This is a genomic window from Mycobacterium persicum (assembly GCF_002086915.1).
In the GTDB taxonomy this organism is placed as follows: Bacteria; Actinomycetota; Actinomycetes; order Mycobacteriales; family Mycobacteriaceae; genus Mycobacterium; species Mycobacterium persicum.
The window spans coordinates 4,220,501-4,239,164 of the sequence record NZ_MWQA01000001.1 but is presented as its reverse complement, the minus strand read 5'-3'; the positions used below and the strand labels follow the sequence as shown (position 1 = coordinate 4,239,164).

Annotated in this window: 21 protein-coding genes; 11 read left to right on the top strand and 10 right to left on the bottom strand. The window is 63.9% G+C overall.

The features are described 5' to 3' along the window. Window positions 1-50: 50 nt before the first annotated feature. The 3 genes from B4U45_RS19425 to B4U45_RS19415 all read left to right on the top strand — a co-directional run bounded on the left by B4U45_RS19425 (window position 51) and on the right by B4U45_RS19415 (window position 3,494). Window positions 51-854, top strand: coding sequence for a cutinase family protein (locus B4U45_RS19425; protein ID WP_075547093.1), 804 nt, complete (start codon window positions 51-53; stop codon window positions 852-854). Between the two features lie 40 nt (window positions 855-894). Continuing rightward, complete coding sequence (locus B4U45_RS19420; RefSeq protein WP_075547092.1) at window positions 895-1,551, top strand: cutinase family protein; 657 nt, start codon at window positions 895-897, stop codon at window positions 1,549-1,551. Between the two features lie 266 nt (window positions 1,552-1,817). After that, window positions 1,818-3,494 (top strand): purine-cytosine permease family protein, encoded by a 1,677-nt coding sequence (locus tag B4U45_RS19415; protein WP_075547091.1) that lies wholly within the window; start codon window positions 1,818-1,820, stop codon window positions 3,492-3,494. 78 nt (window positions 3,495-3,572) lie between these two features. Here the strand turns inward: B4U45_RS19415 and B4U45_RS30715 are convergent, their stop codons facing one another. Next, window positions 3,573-3,860, bottom strand: a complete 288-nt coding sequence (locus tag B4U45_RS30715) for an Mtp family mycobacterial-type pilin (RefSeq protein WP_082275398.1) — start codon at window positions 3,858-3,860, stop codon at window positions 3,573-3,575. Between the two features lie 1,448 nt (window positions 3,861-5,308). Here B4U45_RS30715 and B4U45_RS19410 point away from each other — a divergent pair. The 3 genes from B4U45_RS19410 to B4U45_RS19400 all read left to right on the top strand — a co-directional run bounded on the left by B4U45_RS19410 (window position 5,309) and on the right by B4U45_RS19400 (window position 9,459). Then, window positions 5,309-6,529, top strand: coding sequence for a PPE family protein (locus B4U45_RS19410; protein ID WP_075547090.1), 1,221 nt, complete (start codon window positions 5,309-5,311; stop codon window positions 6,527-6,529). 194 nt (window positions 6,530-6,723) lie between these two features. Continuing rightward, window positions 6,724-7,896, top strand: coding sequence for a PPE family protein (locus tag B4U45_RS19405; protein WP_075547089.1), 1,173 nt, complete (start codon window positions 6,724-6,726; stop codon window positions 7,894-7,896). 84 nt (window positions 7,897-7,980) lie between these two features. Next, entirely contained in the window at window positions 7,981-9,459 is a 1,479-nt protein-coding gene (locus tag B4U45_RS19400) for an amino acid permease (protein ID WP_075547088.1), read from the top strand. On the opposite strand, the gene truA is transcribed toward B4U45_RS19400, so the two are convergent. The 8 genes from truA to infA form a co-directional block, all read right to left on the bottom strand. Further along, on the bottom strand, window positions 9,415-10,314 hold the full coding sequence (gene truA / locus B4U45_RS19395; protein ID WP_082275407.1) for a tRNA pseudouridine(38-40) synthase TruA: 900 nt from the start codon (window positions 10,312-10,314) through the stop codon (window positions 9,415-9,417). The two genes, B4U45_RS19400 and truA, sit on opposite strands and share 45 nt — an antisense overlap. Further along, on the bottom strand, window positions 10,259-10,882 hold the full coding sequence (rplQ, locus tag B4U45_RS19390) for a 50S ribosomal protein L17 (RefSeq protein ID WP_122526376.1): 624 nt from the start codon (window positions 10,880-10,882) through the stop codon (window positions 10,259-10,261). Before rplQ ends, truA begins: the two co-directional genes overlap by 56 nt. 32 nt (window positions 10,883-10,914) lie before the next feature. Next, the gene (locus B4U45_RS19385) at window positions 10,915-11,958 is read right to left on the bottom strand and encodes a DNA-directed RNA polymerase subunit alpha (protein ID WP_075547086.1); all 1,044 of its coding nucleotides are present in this window, start codon (window positions 11,956-11,958) and stop codon (window positions 10,915-10,917) included. A gap of 92 nt (window positions 11,959-12,050) precedes the next feature. Then, complete coding sequence (gene rpsD, locus B4U45_RS19380) at window positions 12,051-12,656, bottom strand: 30S ribosomal protein S4 (protein WP_023371068.1); 606 nt, start codon at window positions 12,654-12,656, stop codon at window positions 12,051-12,053. Window positions 12,657-12,664: 8 nt separating this feature from the next. Continuing rightward, window positions 12,665-13,093 (bottom strand): 30S ribosomal protein S11, encoded by a 429-nt coding sequence (gene rpsK, locus B4U45_RS19375; RefSeq protein WP_023371066.1) that lies wholly within the window; start codon window positions 13,091-13,093, stop codon window positions 12,665-12,667. 3 nt (window positions 13,094-13,096) lie between these two features. Continuing rightward, window positions 13,097-13,471 (bottom strand): 30S ribosomal protein S13, encoded by a 375-nt coding sequence (gene rpsM, locus B4U45_RS19370; RefSeq protein WP_023371064.1) that lies wholly within the window; start codon window positions 13,469-13,471, stop codon window positions 13,097-13,099. A gap of 182 nt (window positions 13,472-13,653) precedes the next feature. Then, window positions 13,654-13,767, bottom strand: coding sequence for a 50S ribosomal protein L36 (gene rpmJ / locus B4U45_RS19365; protein WP_003879483.1), 114 nt, complete (start codon window positions 13,765-13,767; stop codon window positions 13,654-13,656). 50 nt (window positions 13,768-13,817) lie between these two features. After that, window positions 13,818-14,039 carry a translation initiation factor IF-1 gene (gene infA / locus B4U45_RS19360; protein ID WP_003418601.1) on the bottom strand — a complete coding sequence of 74 codons (222 nt, stop codon included), beginning with the start codon at window positions 14,037-14,039 and terminating at the stop codon, window positions 13,818-13,820. A gap of 263 nt (window positions 14,040-14,302) precedes the next feature. Here infA and B4U45_RS19355 point away from each other — a divergent pair, with 263 nt between their 5' ends. The 5 genes from B4U45_RS19355 (at window position 14,303) to B4U45_RS30470 (ending at window position 18,111) form a co-directional block, all read left to right on the top strand. After that, entirely contained in the window at window positions 14,303-15,196 is an 894-nt protein-coding gene (locus tag B4U45_RS19355) for an LLM class F420-dependent oxidoreductase (protein ID WP_075547085.1), read from the top strand. Window positions 15,197-15,311: 115 nt separating this feature from the next. Further along, on the top strand, window positions 15,312-16,307 hold the full coding sequence (rfbB, locus tag B4U45_RS19350) for a dTDP-glucose 4,6-dehydratase (RefSeq protein ID WP_075547084.1): 996 nt from the start codon (window positions 15,312-15,314) through the stop codon (window positions 16,305-16,307). 1 nt (window position 16,308) lies between these two features. After that, the gene (gene rfbC / locus B4U45_RS19345; RefSeq protein ID WP_075547083.1) at window positions 16,309-16,917 is read left to right on the top strand and encodes a dTDP-4-dehydrorhamnose 3,5-epimerase; all 609 of its coding nucleotides are present in this window, start codon (window positions 16,309-16,311) and stop codon (window positions 16,915-16,917) included. A gap of 91 nt (window positions 16,918-17,008) precedes the next feature. Further along, window positions 17,009-17,506, top strand: a complete 498-nt coding sequence (locus tag B4U45_RS19340) for a lipoprotein LpqH (RefSeq protein WP_075547170.1) — start codon at window positions 17,009-17,011, stop codon at window positions 17,504-17,506. A gap of 137 nt (window positions 17,507-17,643) precedes the next feature. Beyond that, window positions 17,644-18,111 (top strand): hypothetical protein, encoded by a 468-nt coding sequence (locus B4U45_RS30470; protein ID WP_131808292.1) that lies wholly within the window; start codon window positions 17,644-17,646, stop codon window positions 18,109-18,111. 8 nt (window positions 18,112-18,119) lie between these two features. Here the strand turns inward: B4U45_RS30470 and B4U45_RS19330 are convergent, their stop codons facing one another. Continuing rightward, window positions 18,120-18,530 (bottom strand): hypothetical protein, encoded by a 411-nt coding sequence (locus B4U45_RS19330; protein ID WP_075547081.1) that lies wholly within the window; start codon window positions 18,528-18,530, stop codon window positions 18,120-18,122. Window positions 18,531-18,664 lie beyond the last annotated feature (134 nt).

Genomic DNA, 18,664 nt, shown 5'->3' with positions numbered 1-18,664 from the left:
CGGAAATTGTCGCAGGTTTTGTAGCGGTCGGCAGCGGGTAAAATCTCGGCGTGAACACGCACCCCATGGGCCTGTTGGCCGGCGCTTTTGTCGCCGCCGCCGGCATGGTTCTCGCCCCGTCCACCGTTTCGTCCGCGATCCCGTCGGCCGCCGCCACCGACTGCCCGGACGCGGAGGTCATTTTCGCCCGCGGTACCAGCGAACCTCCCGGCATCGGCCGGGTCGGCGAAGCATTCGTCGACTCACTGCGCCAGCAAACCGGCAAGAACATCGGCGTGTACGCCGTGAACTATGCCGCCAGCCGCCTTCAACTGCATACCGGTGACGGCGCCAACGACGCCATCGCACACATCAAATCCATGGCCTCGTCATGCCCGAACACCAAGCTGGTTCTCGGTGGCTACTCCCAGGGCGCCGACGTGATCGACATCGTGGCGGGAGTTCCGTTGGCGGGCATCAGTTTCGGCAGCCCGCTTCCCGCCGAATACGCCGACAACATCGCGGCGGTCGCCGTCTTCGGCAACGTGGCCGACCGCTCCGGCGGGTCGTTGACGACCCAGAGCGCGTTGCTGGGTTCCAAGGCGATCGATCTGTGTAATCCCGGCGACCCGATTTGTCATGCGGGCCCGGGCAATGAGTGGAGCGACCACACCGACGGCTACGTCCCCACCTACACCACCCAGGCGGCGAGCTTTGTGGCGGCCAAGCTCGCGGCCTCCTCTACGCCACCGGTACTGCAGTTGCCCGGCCCGGTCCCGCCGGCGCCCGGACCGGCTCCACAGGCGCCCGGACCGGCGGACGGGGTACCCGGATCGGTGGTGGGAGCGCCCGGGTCGGTGGTGCAGGTTCACTGACGCCAGCAACGCATGTGCAATAAGCCCGTAAGATCGCGTCATGCGGCTTATCCCCACGGGCAGAGCAAGACTCATCAGCCGCCTGGCGGCCGCCGCACTCGCGGCGGGCGCGTTGTCACTTGCCTGGCCACTGCCACCCAGGGCCTCCGCGTCCTGCCCGGACGTCGAAGTCGTGTTCGCCCGGGGAACCGGCGAGCCACCCGGGCTCGGCCGGGTGGGCAACGCCATGCTCGCCTCACTGCGCCAGCGGACCGGCCGGAACATCGGAGCATACGGAGTGAATTACCCCGCCAATAAGGACTTCTTGGCGGCCGCGGACGGTGCCAACGACGCCAGCGACCATGTGCAGCAGATGGCGAACGCGTGCCCGAACACCAAACTGGTGCTCGGCGGGTACTCCCAGGGCGCGGCGGTCATCGACATCGTCACCGCCGCTCCACTGGCCGCCTTGGGCTTCACTCAGCCACTACCGGCCGAAGCGGCAGATCACGTCGCCGCGGTCACCCTCTTCGGTAACCCGTCCGGCCGCGCGGGCGGGCTCATGAATGCCCTGAGCCCGCATTTCGAGGGCAAAATCCTCAACCTGTGCAACCAGGGCGACCCAATCTGCTCCGACGGCAACCAGTGGAAGGCCCACACCGGCTACGTGCCGGGACTGACCAACCAAGCCGCCAATTTCGTCGTGGGCAAGATCTGACGCGGCGGCCGGGTCACCGACCGCGACCGCCGGGCGGTCCGGCTGACCTTGTGAGGCAACTGAGCAACCGCTTGGGTATCGCTGTGCCGGAGCGCTTTCAGCTGGCACGCGGTCGAAACCCGGGGTTACGATCACGCCGGACCGCAACGACGTTCACCGAACGCGTAGCCGCACGAGTTCACTTGCACACTTTCCACGAAGGCAAGTGCGTGGGCACACCATGGAATCTGATTGCCATCGACCGGCGAATGCGCTGAGGAGAGTTGATGTCGGGCACCGATATAGACGTCAAGCCAACGGCGCCAAGCGACTTCGATCACATCACGACCACCGGCGAGACGCTTGAAGATTACCCGCTGCGCTTCGCCCCGCGCGGCTACCGACGGTGGTCCCCGGCGGTGGTGGGGATCTCGGCCCTCGGGGGAATCGCCTACCTGGCCGACTTCGCGATCGGCGCCAATGTCGGCATCACCTGGGGTACCGCGAACGCCCTCTGGGGCATAGGAATTTTCGCCGTCGTGGTCTTCGCCACCGGGCTGCCGCTGGCGTACTACGCGGCGCGCTACAACATCGATTTGGATCTGATCACCCGCGGTAGCGGTTTCGGCTACTACGGGTCGGTGGTCACCAACGTGATCTTCGCCACCTTCACGTTCATCTTCTTTGCGCTCGAGGGCTCGATCATGGCGCAAGGCCTCAATCTGGGCCTGCAGGTACCGCTTTGGCTGGGTTACGCCTGCTCGACGCTGCTGATTTTCCCGCTGGTAATGTATGGGATGAAAGTCCTTTCGCAGCTGCAACTTTGGACCACTCCGCTATGGCTGCTGCTGATGGTGGCCCCGTTCGGCTACCTGGTCGTCAGCCACCCGGAATCCATCGGAGAGTTCTTCTCCTACGCCGGCAAGCACGGTGGCGGCGGCGTCACCATCGGCTCGGTCCTGTTGGCGGCAGGCGTATGCCTATCGCTGATCGCCCAGATCGCCGAACAGATCGACTACCTGCGCTTCATGCCGCCACGGACGCCGGCGAATGCCCGCAGCTGGTGGACCTGGACGCTGCTGGCCGGGCCCGGCTGGGTGGTCTTCGGTGCGCTCAAGCAGATCATCGGGTTGTTCCTGGCGGTGTATCTGATCTGCCACATCGCCGGGGCCACGGCGATCGCCAATCTTCCGGTGCACCAATTCATGCAGATTTACCGCAATGTGATGCCGGGCTGGCTGGCGCTGACGCTCGCCGTGATCCTGGTGGTCCTCAGTCAGGTCAAGATCAACGTAACCAACGCCTATTCAGGCTCGCTGGCATGGACCAATTCGTTTACCCGCGTCACCAAGCATTACCCCGGCCGCATCGTGTTTCTCGCCGTCAATCTCGCAATCGCGTTAATCCTGATGGAAGCCAACATGTTCGACTTCCTGAACACGATCCTCGGGTTCTACGCCAACTGCGGCATGGCATGGGTGGTGACGGTGGCTTCCGACATCGTCGTCAACAAGTACCTGCTGCGCCTGTCGCCGAAGACCCCGGAATTTCGCCGCGGCATGTTGTATGCCATCAACCCGGTCGGCTTCGGCTCCCTGCTGTTGGCCGCAGGGCTCTCGATCGTCGCGTTCTTCGGCGGCCTCGGCGAGACCCTGCGGCCCTATTCACCCCTGGTCGCAATCGTTATCGCGGTGGTGATGCCACCGGTCCTGGCGATCGCCACTCGCGGCCGGTACTACCTTCGGCGCACCCACGACGGCATCGACCTGCCGATGTACGACGAACACGGCAACCCCTCGGCCGAGCAACTGAACTGTCATGTCTGCCGTCATGATTTCGAGCGGCCCGACATGCTGGCCTGTCATACACACACCGCCCACGTCTGCTCGTTGTGCGTCTCCACCGACAAGCGAGCCGAGCATATCCTTGCACGGGTAATCCCAGCGTCGACATCGAACGCCTAGATGCTCAGAATGTGACGAGCCGCTTCACAGAATACGCGTAAGGCGTGTGGAATTCCGATTCGATGAGCGGATTACTCGTTAACCTCCGCCGCCAGCAGCCGGCGGAGGCGGCGCGTCATCCGGATCGTCGTATATTGGCGGTTGGTCCTGAAGGCCCGGGAAGTAGCGATTGTCGTCATGGCAGTCATTCGGGTCCCAATTTGGTCCCCAACTCGGGTCAAATGGCTGGCCCGGACACCAGAAATAAGTTGGCATCAGCGAGGGCTGCGCTATAGCGTTCGCTTCCCAGGCGAATTCTGTCGAACACAACGCGGCGGTCGCGGCGAGCGTCGCCGACAAAGATGCACGGTAAACCAACCTGAACATGTTCCACCTCAGCGCTAATACTCGGTCTCAACGGAAATACAAGTCACATGGCGCGCGTCCCCGGCTGCAGGGTTGCCATTTCCTCACATTAGTGCTCGTGCACGTACAGCGCAGCCTAGGTCATCTGCGCGCTCTTGCATACCCCTGAGCGCTTGCACCTGAAGTGCCGGCAAGATTACCAATAACTTAAAGTTATAACGCCATTCGAAATTTGTATCGCCCGACTTCCTTTATCGCGGTTATAGTCAGGTCGAACGGAAGCGTCGCTTGGCCGAGGCGACACGGCCGAGCGGCCCGACGACAGCAACCTCCTCAGCCCGCTGACGCTCGTCGATAACCGCGCGTTCGCGTGATCGGCGCCGAGCGATTGACTAAACCGTCGACGTATGCAACTATTACCAATACTGATGTATGGGTTCTTAGTATATACGTATAGTATGCCAGAACCCTGCAGCCAAGGCCCGATGACGTGTCCTAAATCCGTGATCGAACGCAAGGGGCGTTGGTGACGCTGTCGGTATTTTTCGCAGGCTCAGCCAGCACGACCCTGGCGATTGGCCCTGCTGACCGCGCTTCGGCGCGGATGATGCAGTCGGCTCGACTTCTCGCCGCTCGTGGCGCCGACCTTTGGTCGCGCGTCGTAGCTGGGTGTCGCCGGCTAGCTCGAATGGGACCCTTGGGCAGTGCGAGCGGTGAGCAAAGTTGCCCTGCCAATACGTAAGCGGACAGAAAGGAATGATCAGCAGCCCGCCCTTACCATTCGACATGGCAGCGCTCCGGCCGTCCAGCGACTCGCCGAGGCATGGCGTTAACGTCTCGCGCAGTGTCGTGGTTGACCGCGACAGTATCAATACCGTCCACCTTCTCAAACAACTATGAATATCTCCGGGTCGGTGGTGATGAATACGATTGAACTCAACATCGGTCCGGCTGATGTTCAGGCAAGTCGTGAAAGCTGTAGGTGCCGGTTGAGAGCGCTCGTCGGCAAGCCTCTTCTGGCAACGCGGAGATCGTTTCCGGATGCCTGATTGTCGATTACACGACCAATCAGAGTCGCCACAGCATCCGAACGAGCCGGTCGGTTATCAATGTTTCCGATTGCTTCGGCAAGGTGGCTGGATGCAACCGTCCACCAGAGAGCAATAAGCATAGACCGTAAACAATAGGAGGAAATATTCCCAGTGCATGCCGGTGCAAAATCAACCAGCTACGGATCCGAAGTCTACCAATGGCAGCAGCGGGACGGTATGGCATAACCATTCCCGACGTGCTCGGGACAGTCAGATGACTTCCGACGCCTACAGCAGTGTCGTGTCCGGGCTGCCCCTACTAGCTCCGGTGGTGCCGACGCCTGTCGACGCGTTCGCGGCGGCCCAGGCAAACGACCCAAGCAGCGATATCGCGTTGGGCCTGACACGGCCTACTTCCGATCGGCTGGTGGCTTGCCGATGCTGACTGCGCCTCACCCTCGATGGGTATGTGATTTCGGGGTCCTGCCCCCCGAGATCAATTCAGGACGCATGTATTGCGGCCCCGGATCCGGGCCGTTGATCGCGGCCGCCGCTGCCTGGGACGAGCTGGCTGCCGAGCTTGCCGTGGCCGCCACAAGCTACGACTCGGTAATTTCGGAGCTCAGTAGCAAGTGGGTGGGGCCCACGTCGGCAGCCATGCTCGCGGCGATCACGCCCTATGTCGGCTGGTTGCGGGCTACCGCTGGGCTAGCCGAGATGACAGCGACCAATGCCCGCGCGGCGATCGCCGCGTTCGAAACCGCACACGCTATGACGGTGCCTCCACCGTTGATCGCGGCGAATCGGACCTTGTTGCTGGCATTGATCGCAACGAATTTCTTCGGGCAAAACACTCCGGCTATCGCGACCACCGAGATCCTCTACGCCGAGATGTGGGCTCAAGATGCCGCCGCCATGAACGAATATGCGAGTAGTTCGGCAGCTGTCTCGACCCTGACCCCGTTCACGGCGCCGCCGGATACCAGCAACCCGCCCGGACTTGCCGCGCAGGCGGCCGCGACCGAAAGAGCGGCGACGACAGCAGCAGGCGTGTCGAAATCGATTGTCTCATCGGTGACTCACCCGATGAGCTTTGCCTTGGCGGGACTGCATATGCTGGCGCAACTTTCGTCGACGGCGCCCACCCCGTGGTATTGGGCAGTGTTGACATGGCTCAAGGCGAACTGGCCAGCACTGCTCAACGTGTGGATCGCTTGGAGTTTCACCCTGGTCGACATCATGTCCCTGATTTATGACACGCAGGGGTACACCTTGAACATCCTGCAGATAGGGCAGGCGATGACCTGGGCGCCCCTGGGTGCGGCGGCGGCAGCGGCAGCACCGGCGGCCGGCTTGGGTGCGGCCGCACTCGAGCCCAGCTTGGCCGGCTTGGGCGCAGGTTCGGTGTCGGCAAGTTTGGGGCAAGCCGAGAAGATTGGACTTTTGTCGACGCCACCAAGTTGGGCCACTGCACCTACCGTGCCCCACGACGTTTCCGCGACGAGCTCGCGCACCGTATTCCACACTGCACCAACAACAACCAAGCCAGCGAGCCTGCTTCGGGGCATGCCAACGGGCGGCTCTCGACGCGCTTCGAACTTCACCCAGCGCCGATACGGGTTCCGGCCCAGCGTGTTAAGTCCGCAGGCGATCGGTTAGCGCCGTGGGAACGAGCGAACCCATCAAAATTCTTCAGCCCGAGGGCGATTGAAAGGAAACGGTATGTCACTCATGTCCAGGCAACAACGTGGTCCGCGATCTGCGTTGCCAGCGATGGCCATCCCGCTACGGGATAACTGTCCACCGATGAGCCCCCGGAACGCAATCCGCGGCGAGGCACGGAGTTCCCGATGATGGATTTCGGGGCGTTACCGCCGGAACTCAACTCGGGGCGGCTGTATACCGGCCCGGGATCGGCGCCGATGGTCACTGCCGCGTCAGCGTGGAGCGGCTTGGCCAGTGAGCTCGCTTCGGCCGCGGCCGGCTACGAGAAAGTGATCATGACGCTGCATGAGGAGTACTGGAGCGGGCCCGCGTCGGCATTGATGACCGAAGCGGTTGCACCTTACGTGGCATGGATGAAAGCCACCGCCAGTCAAGCCGAACAGGCAGCTGCCCAGGCACGAATGGCGGTTGCTGCCTACGAGACCGCGATATCGTCAGTGGTTCCGCCACCACTGATTGCAGCCAACCGCGTTCAGCTTGCGACACTGCTTGCCAGGAACGTATTCGGTCAAAACACCGCAGCGATTGCAGCCGTTGAAGCCGAATACGCCCAGATGTGGGCCCAAGACGCCGCGGCCATGTACGCCTATGCAGGTTCCTCTGCGAACGCGGCACAAGTGACGATGTTTACCGCGCCACCGCATACCACCAATCCGACCGCAGCGACGACACAAGCCGCCGCGGTCGCGCACGCCGCAGCCACGGCAGCAGGTACCGCGGAGGAAACGCTGATGAAGCTGGTTTCCGCGCTGCCGGGGGCGCTTCACGGACTCTCATCGCCCATCTCCACGCTTGCCGGGTCAACACCGGCATGGATTGTCTGGCTCACGAACTTCTTGAACCTACTTTGGCCGGTGTACGACATTTGGTACGACCTGACCGGCTTGCCGTATTTCGGTATCGGTATCGGCAACAGCCTCATCTCGTCGGCAAGAGCGATCGGAGCGATCGGCCCAGACGCCGCCGCGGCGGCTGCTGGCGCCGTAGCGGAAGCCGGCAAAGAAGCCGTCGGGATACTCGGCAATGGTGGGCAGGTAGCCGCGGGCTTAGGTAATGCGGGATCTATTGGCAAGCTGTCGGTTCCGGCCGCCTGGCCAGGGGCAGGCACGGAGCTTACCCCGGCGGTGCGTTCGGCGTCCGCACCTTTTGTCAACGACATAGTGGAGACCGAAGCGGCTTCCTCCGGCGGCGATGTGTTCGGTGGCGTGCCGCTGACCGGCGCAGGCGCAGCTACATCGGCTAGCGGTCCCCGGTACGGCTTTCGTCCGAAAGTCATGATCCGCCCGACGTGTGCCGGATAAGGCTCTCACTCGTTCACACGTACTGCGCGAGCCTAGACACCGCCAGCCGGCATCCTGTTGCTCCGATCTACGAGGGATCCACCTATGTCGTCCGATATCGGCACTCACCACACCGATGACCATGCTCCGCATCTGCATAGGGGTCTTTCCAACCGCCATGTTCAGCTGATCGCGATCGGAGGCGCGATCGGCACCGGGCTGTTCATGGGTTCCGGCAGGACGATCTCGCTCGCCGGCCCGGCGGTAATGCTGGTGTACGGAATCATCGGCTTCTTTGCCTTCTTCGTGCTGCGTGCGATGGGTGAGCTGTTGCTGTCGAACCTGCGCTACAAGTCATTCGTCGATTGCGCAGCCGACCTGCTCGGGCCGGCGGCCGGCTACCTCATGGGATGGTCGTACTGGTTCGCTTGGATCGTGACCGGGGTCGCCGACCTCGTCGCGATTACGGGCTATGCGATGTTTTGGTGGCCGGACTTGCCGAGGTGGTTACCCGCAGTTGTCGCCATCGGCCTGATACTGACCATTAACCTGTTCGGCGTCAGCAAGTTCGGTGAGACCGAATTCTGGTTCGCGCTGATCAAGGTCGTTGCGATTCTCTGCCTGGTCATCATCGGCGCCATCCTGGTCGCCGGCCATTTCGTTTCGCCCGATGGTGATCGTGCGGCGTTCGAGAATCTTTGGAACGACGGCGGATTCTTCGCCACCGGGTTCATGGGTGTGGTCAGTGGTTTTCAGATTGGATTTTTCGCCTATATCGGGGTGGAACTGGTCGGCACTGCGGCGGCCGAGACCGCCGACCCCCAGCGCACCCTGCCCCGTGCGATCAACGCGGTCCCACTGCGGGTAGCCATCTTTTACGTCGGTGCACTGCTGGCGATCCTGACCGTCGTCCCATGGCGGCGATTCGCCAGCGGAGAGTCCCCGTTTGTCGCGATGTTCTCCCTCGCCGGTCTGGCCGCAGCGGCGTCCTTCGTCAACTTCGTAGTCATCACCTCGGCTGCCTCCTCCGCGAACTCCGGAGTTTTCTCGACCGGACGGATGCTCTATGGCCTGGCTGACGAGGGCAACGCGCCTGCGCTGTTCGCCCGACTCAACCGCCGCGGCGTTCCGGCGCCCGCTCTATTGCTGACGGCGGCGTTGCTGCTGACCACCATCCCGTTGCTCTACGCGGGCGGGACGGTGATCGGCGCCTTCACCGTCATCACGACCGTTTCCTCGACGCTGTTCATGTTTGTCTGGACGATGATCATCATCAGCTACCTCGTCTATCGCCGACGGCATCCCCAGCGGCACGCCGATTCTCGCTACAAGATGCCGGGTGGCGTGGCGATGTGCTGGGCGGTCCTGGTCTTCTTCGCGTTCGTGATCTGGACGCTAACCACCAAACCGGAAACTGCAACCGCCCTGGCGTGGATTCCGGTGTGGTTCGTCATCCTTGCCGTTAGTTGGCTGTTCGTCCGCCGCCGACCCAGCCGCGTCGAGCAGTACCTGCGGTTCCAAGTCGAAATGAACGGCGATCTAGTCGGTACGCCTGCGCAGGTCGCGCGTGATCAATACTCGTGACCCCAGCTGGTCGGCGGGCGGATAGTCCACCCGGACCAGCGTCAGCCCGTGTGCCGGCGCAGCCGCGAAGTCACTGGAACGCCCCGTCGCGGTGAGCAATTCACGACACCAGGTCATGCTGCGCCGATGCTCGCCGACGGCCAGCAGGGCACCGACCAGCGACCGCACCATGGACCAGCAGAACGCGTCGGCGGTGACATGCGCGGTGACCAAGTCGCCGTCACGCGCCCAGTCCAGCCGCTGCAAGTCGCGGATCGTGGTGGCACCGTCTCGATGACGGCAAAAGGCAGCGAAATCGTTCAACCCCAACAGCTCTCGCGACGCGACGGCCATCGCCTCCACATCCAGATCCCGTGGCCAGGCGGTCACATAGCGAGCCAGCTGCGGCACCACCCCATAGGGCGCCGTCGACAGGCGATAGACATAATGCCGACGCAGTGCGGAAAATCTGGCATCGAAATCCGCTGGGGCGCGGGCAATATCGAGAACTCGGACATCTGAGGGCAGGAAGCGGCCCAGCCGTCCCACCAACGGCCGGAATTCGGCTTGGCCGGGGCGGGCCGAATGCGAATAGGCGTTCGGCAATGCGTCGACGGGCACATCGGCATGGGCCACTTGTCCGCTCGCATGGACGCCGGCATCGGTCCGTCCGGCCGCACGCAGCCGTATCGGCGTGCGAAATATCGTCGTCAGTGCCGCATCGAGCACACCGGCGACCGTACGCTGCCCCGGCTGCGTCGCCCAGCCCGCGAAGTCGGTTCCGTCGTAGGCGATGTCGAGCCGCAGCCGGACGTCCGCACTAATCCTCGGTGGCCCCTTCGGCGTCCTGGGTGTCCTCGGTGGCCTCGTCGACAGGCTCGGCCTCGCCACCCCCGTCGGCAGGCTCGGCCCCTCCGGTCTCGGCCCCTGCGGTCTCGTCAGCGGCCTCTTGGGCGGTCACACCGACAGCGGCTTCAGGCTCGACCGCCGCCTGCGGCGCCGCCGCCGCTGCCACTGGTGCTGCTGCATCCTGAGAAGCCTTGGACGCCTTCACTCGCCGTGCCCGATCCGCCTCCGACGTCACCGTCTTCTCCCGCACCAACTCGATGACGGCCATCGGAGCGTTGTCGCCTTTACGCGGCTCGACCTTGATGATGCGGATATAGCCACCATCGCGGTCGGAGAAAAACGGCCCGATCTCGGCGAACAAGGTGTGCACCACATCCTTGTCGCGGATTTTCTTGAGCACCTCGCGCCGATTGTGCAGCGTGCCCTTCTTGGCGTGGGTGATCAGCTTCTCCGCGTACGGGCGCAACGCCCGAGCCTTCGGCTCGGTGGTCTTGATCCGGCCGTGCTCGAACAGGGACGTGGCCAGGTTGGCCAGGATCGCCTTCTGGTGCGACGATGACCCGCCGAGGCGTGGGCCCTTGGTGGGCTTGGGCATTGCTGACGCTCCTGTCTAGATCGGACGCAAAATTAAAGCTGTTCGGTTTCGGCGTAGTCCTGGTCGTCGTAGGAACCCTCCGTGGACCAGGTGCCGGTGGCCACGTCGTAGCCCGCGACCTCCGACGGGTCGAAGGTGGGCGGACTGTCCTTGAGCGACAGACCCAGCTGATGCAGCTTCACCTTCACCTCGTCGATGGACTTCTGACCGAAGTTGCGGATGTCGAGCAGATCGGACTCGGTGCGCGAGACCAATTCACCGACGGTGTGCACGCCCTCACGCTTGAGGCAGTTGTAGGAGCGGACGGTCAGATCCAGGTCGTCGATGGGCAGCGCGAACGAGGCTATGTGGTCGGCCTCGGCCGGCGACGGCCCGATCTCGATGCCTTCGGCCTCGATATTGAGCTCGCGTGCCAGACCGAACAATTCGACCAGCGTCTTGCCCGCCGACGCCAGCGCGTCGCGTGGCGTGATCGAACTCTTGGTCTCCACGTCGAGAATCAGCTTGTCGAAGTCGGTACGCTGCTCGACCCGGGTGGCTTCCACCTTGTAGGTGACCTTGAGCACCGGCGAGTAGATGGAATCGACTGGGATACGGCCGATTTCGGCACCAGAAGCCCGGTTTTGGACCGCCGGGACGTAGCCGCGGCCACGCTCGACGACGAGTTCCACTTCCAGCTTGCCCTTGTCGTTCAACGTGGCGATGTGCATGCCGGGGTTGTGCACCGTGACACCGGCCGGCGGCACGATGTCGCCGGCGGTGACCTCACCGGGACCCTGCTTGCGCAGGTACATGGTGACCGGCTCGTCCTCCTCGGAGGACACGACGAGGCTCTTGAGGTTCAGGATGATGTCGGTGACGTCTTCTTTGACTCCCGGCACCGTGGTGAACTCGTGCAGCACGCCGTCGATGCGAATACTGGTGACGGCCGCACCCGGGATAGACGACAACAGGGTGCGTCGCAGCGAATTGCCAAGAGTATAGCCGAATCCGGGCTCCAGCGGTTCGATGGTGAACTGGGACCGGTTGTCGGTGAGGACTTCCTCCGACAGGGTGGGACGCTGAGAGATCAGCATGGTGTTTCTTCTTCTCCTTCTCGGCACCCGCTATTTGATGCCGTCGGGGTACTTAGGGGACCGGTTCTCCTTCGAGCCCCCCGAGGGTGCGGTTACTTGGAGTAGAACTCGACGATCAGCTGCTCGGTCAGCGGGACGTCGATCTGGGCGCGTTCGGGCAGTTGGTGGATCAGGATGCGTTGCCGCTCCCCCACCACCTGCAGCCAGCTCGGGATCGGCCGGTCACCCGCGGTCTCCCGGGCGATCTGGAACGGCACGGTGTTCAGGGACGTGTCTCGCACGTCGATGATGTCGTACTGCGACACCCGGTAGCTGGGGACGTTGACGTGCACGCCGTTGACGCTGAAATGCCCATGGCTGACCAGCTGGCGGGCCATCCTGCGGGTGCGGGCCAGGCCGGCGCGGTAGACCACGTTGTCCAGCCGGCTCTCCAGGATTCGCAGCAGTTCCTCGCCGGTCTTGCCGGGCTGCCGCACGGCCTCTTCGTAGTAGCGGCGGAACTGCTTTTCCATGACGCCGTAGGTGAAGCGGGCCTTCTGCTTCTCCTGCAGCTGCAGCAGATATTCGCTTTCCTTGATTCGGGCGCGGCCGTGCTGGCCGGGCGGGTAGGGACGCTTTTCGAAGGCCTGGTCGCCGCCGACAAGGTCGGTGCGCAGCCGGCGCGATTTACGGGTGACGGGTCCGGTGTAACGAGCCATGTTGTCTGCTAGACCCTTCTGCGCTTGGGTGGGCGGACGCCGTTGTGCGGCTGGGGGGTGACATCAGAGATCGCACCGACCTCCAGGCCGGCGGCCTGCAGCGAGCGGATCGCGGTCTCACGGCCCGAGCCCGGCCCCTTGACGAACACGTCGACCTTGCGGACGCCGTGCTCCTGTGCCTTGCGCGCGGCGTTCTCCGCAGCCAGCTGCGCGGCGAACGGCGTCGACTTCCGAGAACCTTTGAAGCCGACATGACCCGACGACGCCCAGGCGATGACATTGCCCTGGGGGTCGGTGATCGTCACGATCGTGTTGTTGAAGGTGCTCTTGATGTGGGCGGCGCCGTGCGGGACGTTCTTCTTTTCCCGCCTCCGGGTCTTCTGTCCCTTTTGACCCTTCTTGGCGGCGCCGCTTGCTGTTTTCTTGGCGGGTGGCATCGGTTACCTGGCCTTCTTCTTGCCTGCGATGGTGCGCTTGGGACCTTTACGGGTCCGCGCGTTCGTCTTGGTCCGCTGGCCACGCACCGGCAGCCCACGGCGGTGCCGCAGACCCTGGTAGCAGCCGATTTCGATCTTGCGGCGAATGTCGGCCTGCACCTCGCGGCGCAGGTCACCCTCGATCTTCAGGTTCGCTTCGATGTAGTCACGCAGATGGGTGAGCTGGTCGTCGGTGAGATCCCTGGTACGAAGGTCCCGGTCGATGCCGGTGGCGGCCAGAATTTCGTTGGAGCGGGTACGGCCGATGCCATAGATGTAGGTCAGGGCGACCTCCATCCGCTTGTCGCGCGGCAGGTCGACGCCGACTAGTCGAGCCATAGATGGCGTTTCCTCTTTCTCGGCGGAGGTGTGGTCCCAGTCCGTTCCCGCCAAACTTGCGGGGCCCGGCCTCCGTCCGGGCGTGGATGAGCCGGCCCATCTCTAGAGATGCCAGCCGCTCATTGGTGCTGGGAGGTCTGCATTCAGTTGTCTGTGGTGCTCCGCCGGGTCCGGCGGCTTGACTAACCCTGCCGCTGCTTGTGACGCGGATCGGAGCAGATCACCATGACCCGCCCGTGTCGACGGATCACCCTGCACTTGTCACAGATCGGCTTGACGCTCGGGTTCACCTTCACGGCAGTCTCGGTCCTGTTCTCTGGGTGTTTGGTCTCAATGCCGGCGCGGGCTACTTGTACCGGTACACGATGCGGCCCCGGGACAGGTCGTAGGGAGACAACTCCACCACCACGCGGTCCTCGGGCAGGATGCGGATGTAGTGCTGCCGCATCTTGCCGCTGATGTGGGCGAGCACCTTGTGGCCGTTTTCCAGCTCAATGCGAAACATGGCATTGGGCAGGGGTTCGACCACGCGACCCTCGACCTCGATGGCGCCGTCCTTCTTGGCCATTGCGTTCTGGCGATCCTCACTTCTTGTCAGTGCACCGGGTTCGGCGCAGCACCTGCCCGGACTACAAACGTGAGCCGGTGGTGGAAATTCCGCGAAGCGTTTCCGAGAAATTTCGGGACTGGGCACGCCAGAAGCCGGCACGGACGCCGCACCGTTGGTCCACAATACCCGCATCGCCGCGTCCGACGCAAAACCCGGCAGCAATCGCAGGAATCGCAGGAATCGCAGGAATAGGCTGCCAGGACCGGCGGGTTGGACCCACCGTGACCGATTCTGGTGCCAGTGCCCCCAATGCTCCCGACGATCAAACCAGTTCTGCCGCCGGCAAGCCGGACCTCGGCCGGTTCGGATCCTTCGGATGGGGCGTAACCCCTCAGCAAGCCAGAGAAATCGAAGCCCTGGGCTACGGGGCCGTCTGGGTGGGTCGCTCGCCACCCGCGGAGTTGGCCTGGGTGGAACCGATTCTCGAGGCGACGACCACCCTTCAGGTGGCCACCGGCATCGTCAACATCTGGTCGGCGGCTGCCAAGCCGGTCGCCGAGTCGTTCCACCGGATCGACCAGGCCTACCCGGGTCGTTTCCTGCTGGGTATCGGTGTCGGCCACCCCGAGGCGACCGCCGAGTACCGACAGCCTTACGCGGCCCTGGTGCAGTACCTGGACCAGCTGGACGAGTACGGCGTGCCGGCCGACCGACGCGTGGTGGCGGCCCTGGGTCCCCGGGTGCTCAAGCTGTCGGCCGAACGCAGCGCCGGGGCCCACCCCTACCTGACCACCCCGGAGCACACCGCGCAGGCCCGCGAACTGATCGGCCCGTCGGCGTTCCTGGCGCCCGAACACAAGGTGGTGCTGACCACAGACCCCGAGCGGGCCCGTTCGGTGGGCCGCAAGGCCCTCGACGTCTATTTCAACCTGACCAACTACCGCAACAACTGGAAGCGGCTGGGCTTCAGCGACGACGACGTCGCCCGGCCGGGGAGCGACCGCTTGGTCGACGCGGTGGTCGCCTACGGCACCCCGGAGGCGATCGCGGCACGGCTCCAGCAGCACCTCGACGCCGGCGCCGACCATGTCCCCGTTCAGATCCTGACCAACGCGGAGAACCTGGTCCCGGCGCTCGCCGAATTGGCCGGTCCACTCGGGCTCACCCGGGCCTAGTGACGGAGGTCGTTTCGGTCAACCCCGAACACTGCGGCTCGCAGACCGAGGAGACGTTATTGCCGGCACCGACCGAACTGGCCGGGCCGCTGGGACTACCCGTTAGGGTTTGGCCATGCGGCTGCTAGTTACCGGTGGAGCGGGCTTCATCGGCGCCAACTTCGTGCACAGCACCGTGCGCGAACGCCCCGAGGTTGAGGTCACGGTCCTCGATGCGTTTACTTACGCCGGCCGGCGCGATTCGCTGGCCGACATCGCGGACGCGATCACACTGGTCGAAGGCGACATCACCGACACCGAGCTGGTTTCCCGGCTGGTGGCCCCGTCGGATGCGGTCGTGCATTTTGCGGCCGAAACCCACGTCGACAACGCGCTGGACGACCCCGAACCGTTCCTGCACACCAACGTGATCGGGACGTACACGATCTTGGAGGCGGTCCGGCGCCACGGCGTGCGGCTGCACCACATCTCCACCGACGAGGTCTACGGAGACTTGGAACTCGACGACCCGCAACGGTTCACCGAGGCGACACCGTACAACCCGTCGAGTCCGTACTCGGCGTCCAAGGCGGCCGGTGACATGCTGGTCCGGGCCTGGGTGCGGTCCTACGGGGTACGCGCCACCATCTCCAACTGCTCCAACAACTACGGGCCGTATCAGCACGTCGAGAAGTTCATTCCGCGCCAGATCACCAATGTGCTCACCGGGCGGCGACCCAAGCTCTACGGCAGCGGCGCCAACGTCCGCGACTGGATCCACGTCGACGACCACAACAGCGCGGTATGGCGAATTCTCGAAAAGGGCCAGATAGGCCGGACCTACCTGATCAGCGCCGAGGGCGAGCGCGACAACTTGACCGTGTTGCGCACCCTGCTGCGGATGATGGGCCGCGACCCCGACGATTTCGACCACGTCACCGACCGAATCGGTCACGACCTGCGTTACGCCATCGACCCGTCCCCGCTCTACGACGAATTGGCTTGGGCGCCAGCGCACACCGATTTCGAAGAGGGATTGCGCACCACCATCGACTGGTATCGCGACAACGAAGCGTGGTGGCGACCGCTGAAAGACGCCGCGGAGGCACGCTACGAGCAGCGCGGTCAGTGACATGAAGGTACGCGAACTCGACATCCCCGGCGCCTGGGAGATCACCCCTGCCATCCACGGCGATTCGCGCGGGCTGTTCTTCGAATGGCTAACCGAGCGCGACTTCAGCGCTTTCGCGGGTCATCGCCTGGACGTCCGGCAAGCCAATTGCTCGGTATCGGCGGCCGGTGTCTTGCGCGGTCTGCATTTCGCCGAGTTGCCGCCGGGCCAGGCCAAGTATGTGACCTGCGTATCCGGCTCAGTGTTCGATGTCGTCGTCGACATCCGTTTGGGTTCACCGACATTCGGGCGATGGGATGCGGTGGTGCTCGACGACGTAGACCGCCGGACGGTGTACATCTCCGAAGGCTTGGCACATGGTTTCCTTGCACTGCAAGATAATTCGACCGTGATGTATCTGTGCTCGGCGGAGTACAACCCGCAGCGCGAGCACACGATCTGCGCGACAGATCCATCGCTGGCGATCGATTGGCCGTTGGTCGACGGTGTGGCGGCGAGCCTGTCCGACCGCGACGCAGCGGCCCCCGGTCTCGACGAGGTACGCGCCACGGGCGTGTTGCCGACCTGGGCAGCGACCCGGAAATTCATCGACGCGCTGCGCGGCGAGTAATTCGCATCTGTACGTCGGCTACGCCGCCATACATACTGCTTCAGAAGATCTGCCGGTATCGCGGGTGCGGACCTATCCGAAGGAGAACTTGGTGAAGCGTGAGTTGTTGATCGCCGTCGGGGCGGCGACAATCGTCGCGGGTATGGCGGGATGCTCCAACGACAACAAGTCCGGACCGTCATCCAGCACCGCCACGTCGTCGAGCGCCGCCTCGAGTTCGACGTCGGCGCCGGCGTCGAGCAGCACCCCGGCCGCGTCTGGAGAAACCAAGGTCGTCATCGGCGGCCAGCCGCAAAACGTCAGCGGCCCGGTGGTGTGCTCGACGAATGCCGGCAGGTTCTCCATCGCCGTCGGCGACATGGCGACGGGAGTCATCGTCGGCTTGGAGCCGGACGGCTCGGTGGTGCACAGCGCCGGCCTGGGCACCGTCGACGGCGTGGTCATGAGCTTCACCGAGGGCGTGCCCGACGAGAACGCCAGCGCCACCAAAACCGGCGACAGCTACCACATCACCGGTGTGGCCAGCGGTGTCGACAATGCCGGTCAGCAGGTGCACAAGCCGTTCGAGGTCGACGTCACCTGCCCCTAGCAGCCGCATCGGCTACCTCGATGCCGTCACCGGTCCGAAGCCGGGTGAAGGTTCGGCAATAACAGCACATCCGCCTGGTCCGCCACGTAAATCTACCCGGAGCGCAACCTCCAGGTAGCAGCGCGATCGGCCAGTTGTTGTCTGGAGCTGCCGCGCCGAGCACGCAGCGCGACGACTGGCTGGAACGGATGACACTCGGGGAGCAATTCGACCCGCGAAAAAACGCGCTGAACGCATTTCGGCTCGCCCTGGCGATCGCGGTGATCCTGTGGCACTGCTTTCCGCTCACCGGCCGCGACGTGGATGTCCCGGCGGTCCGTCAACTTCTCAGCTCGGTACGCTTTTCCATGCGCACGGATCTGTCATATGGCGTATACATTTTCGCGTTCCCCATCCAGCGGTTGCTGGTCATCGGCGGGCTGGACAACGTGAACCCATTTGCGTTGTGGGGCATTGCGACCCTGGCCACGCTGCCGATCGCCGCGCTGAGCTGGTTCCTGGCGGAAAAGCCCGCGCTGTCGTGCAAAACCCGCTTCCTGAAGAGGAAGTCCGCTGCTCGCGGCCGGCCGCATTATCGCGCCAACGCGCAGGCCGCGCTGCGCTAACCCCGAAGCTACGACCGCCGCAACGACCTCCGGCGGGCTGCGACGACGGCGACCCACAGCGCCACCGTCACCAGTTCGGCGCCGGCACTGAACCCCGCGTGCGGTGCGGGATGCCAGCCACGTTCGGAAAAGCCGGAAATCCCGACGGTGCGCGACCGGGCGAAAGCGGTCAACGAGCCGCCCGCGACCGCCGCCGCTACCCAGCACAACCACCCCGGACTGCCTAACAGAACCAACACCGCCACTGCGAACGAGACACTGGCCCCCACGAGAAAAGCGGCGCCGATCACCGGGATGTGTTGGTATCCATGGACATAGAGACAAGCATGGCTGATGGCGCTGACGGCCACCGATGCAGCGATGCAGCGATGCAGCGATGCAGCGATGCAGAATCGAAGCAGTCTTACCGTGGAAGTCATTGCAGTGTTCGCTCTTTCAACGCCAGCCGGTGCTCCCCGCGGGTATAGCTCACCTCGCGGATGCCGAGCGCGTCACCGGAGGCCGGGTTACACCCGCCGACGAGGATACGATGAAACGCGATATTCGACGCCGG

What these genes read in the sequence shown, in the direction of transcription:
- B4U45_RS19420 (WP_075547092.1), top strand. Translation starts at nt 895, where the DNA reads ATGCGGCTTATCCCCACGGGCAGAGCAAGACTCATCAGCCGCCTGGCG.
- B4U45_RS19415 (WP_075547091.1), top strand. Translation starts at nt 1,818, where the DNA reads ATGTCGGGCACCGATATAGACGTCAAGCCAACGGCGCCAAGCGACTTC.
- B4U45_RS30715 (WP_082275398.1), bottom strand. Translation starts at nt 3,860, where the DNA reads ATGTTCAGGTTGGTTTACCGTGCATCTTTGTCGGCGACGCTCGCCGCG.
- B4U45_RS19410 (WP_075547090.1), top strand. Translation starts at nt 5,309, where the DNA reads ATGCTGACTGCGCCTCACCCTCGATGGGTATGTGATTTCGGGGTCCTG.
- B4U45_RS19405 (WP_075547089.1), top strand. Translation starts at nt 6,724, where the DNA reads ATGGATTTCGGGGCGTTACCGCCGGAACTCAACTCGGGGCGGCTGTAT.
- B4U45_RS19400 (WP_075547088.1), top strand. Translation starts at nt 7,981, where the DNA reads ATGTCGTCCGATATCGGCACTCACCACACCGATGACCATGCTCCGCAT.
- rplQ (WP_122526376.1), bottom strand. Translation starts at nt 10,882, where the DNA reads ATGCCCAAGCCCACCAAGGGCCCACGCCTCGGCGGGTCATCGTCGCAC.
- B4U45_RS19385 (WP_075547086.1), bottom strand. Translation starts at nt 11,958, where the DNA reads ATGCTGATCTCTCAGCGTCCCACCCTGTCGGAGGAAGTCCTCACCGAC.
- rpsD (WP_023371068.1), bottom strand. Translation starts at nt 12,656, where the DNA reads ATGGCTCGTTACACCGGACCCGTCACCCGTAAATCGCGCCGGCTGCGC.
- rpsK (WP_023371066.1), bottom strand. Translation starts at nt 13,093, where the DNA reads ATGCCACCCGCCAAGAAAACAGCAAGCGGCGCCGCCAAGAAGGGTCAA.
- rpsM (WP_023371064.1), bottom strand. Translation starts at nt 13,471, where the DNA reads ATGGCTCGACTAGTCGGCGTCGACCTGCCGCGCGACAAGCGGATGGAG.
- infA (WP_003418601.1), bottom strand. Translation starts at nt 14,039, where the DNA reads ATGGCCAAGAAGGACGGCGCCATCGAGGTCGAGGGTCGCGTGGTCGAA.
- rfbB (WP_075547084.1), top strand. Translation starts at nt 15,312, where the DNA reads ATGCGGCTGCTAGTTACCGGTGGAGCGGGCTTCATCGGCGCCAACTTC.
- rfbC (WP_075547083.1), top strand. Translation starts at nt 16,309, where the DNA reads ATGAAGGTACGCGAACTCGACATCCCCGGCGCCTGGGAGATCACCCCT.
- B4U45_RS19330 (WP_075547081.1), bottom strand. Translation starts at nt 18,530, where the DNA reads ATGACTTCCACGGTAAGACTGCTTCGATTCTGCATCGCTGCATCGCTG.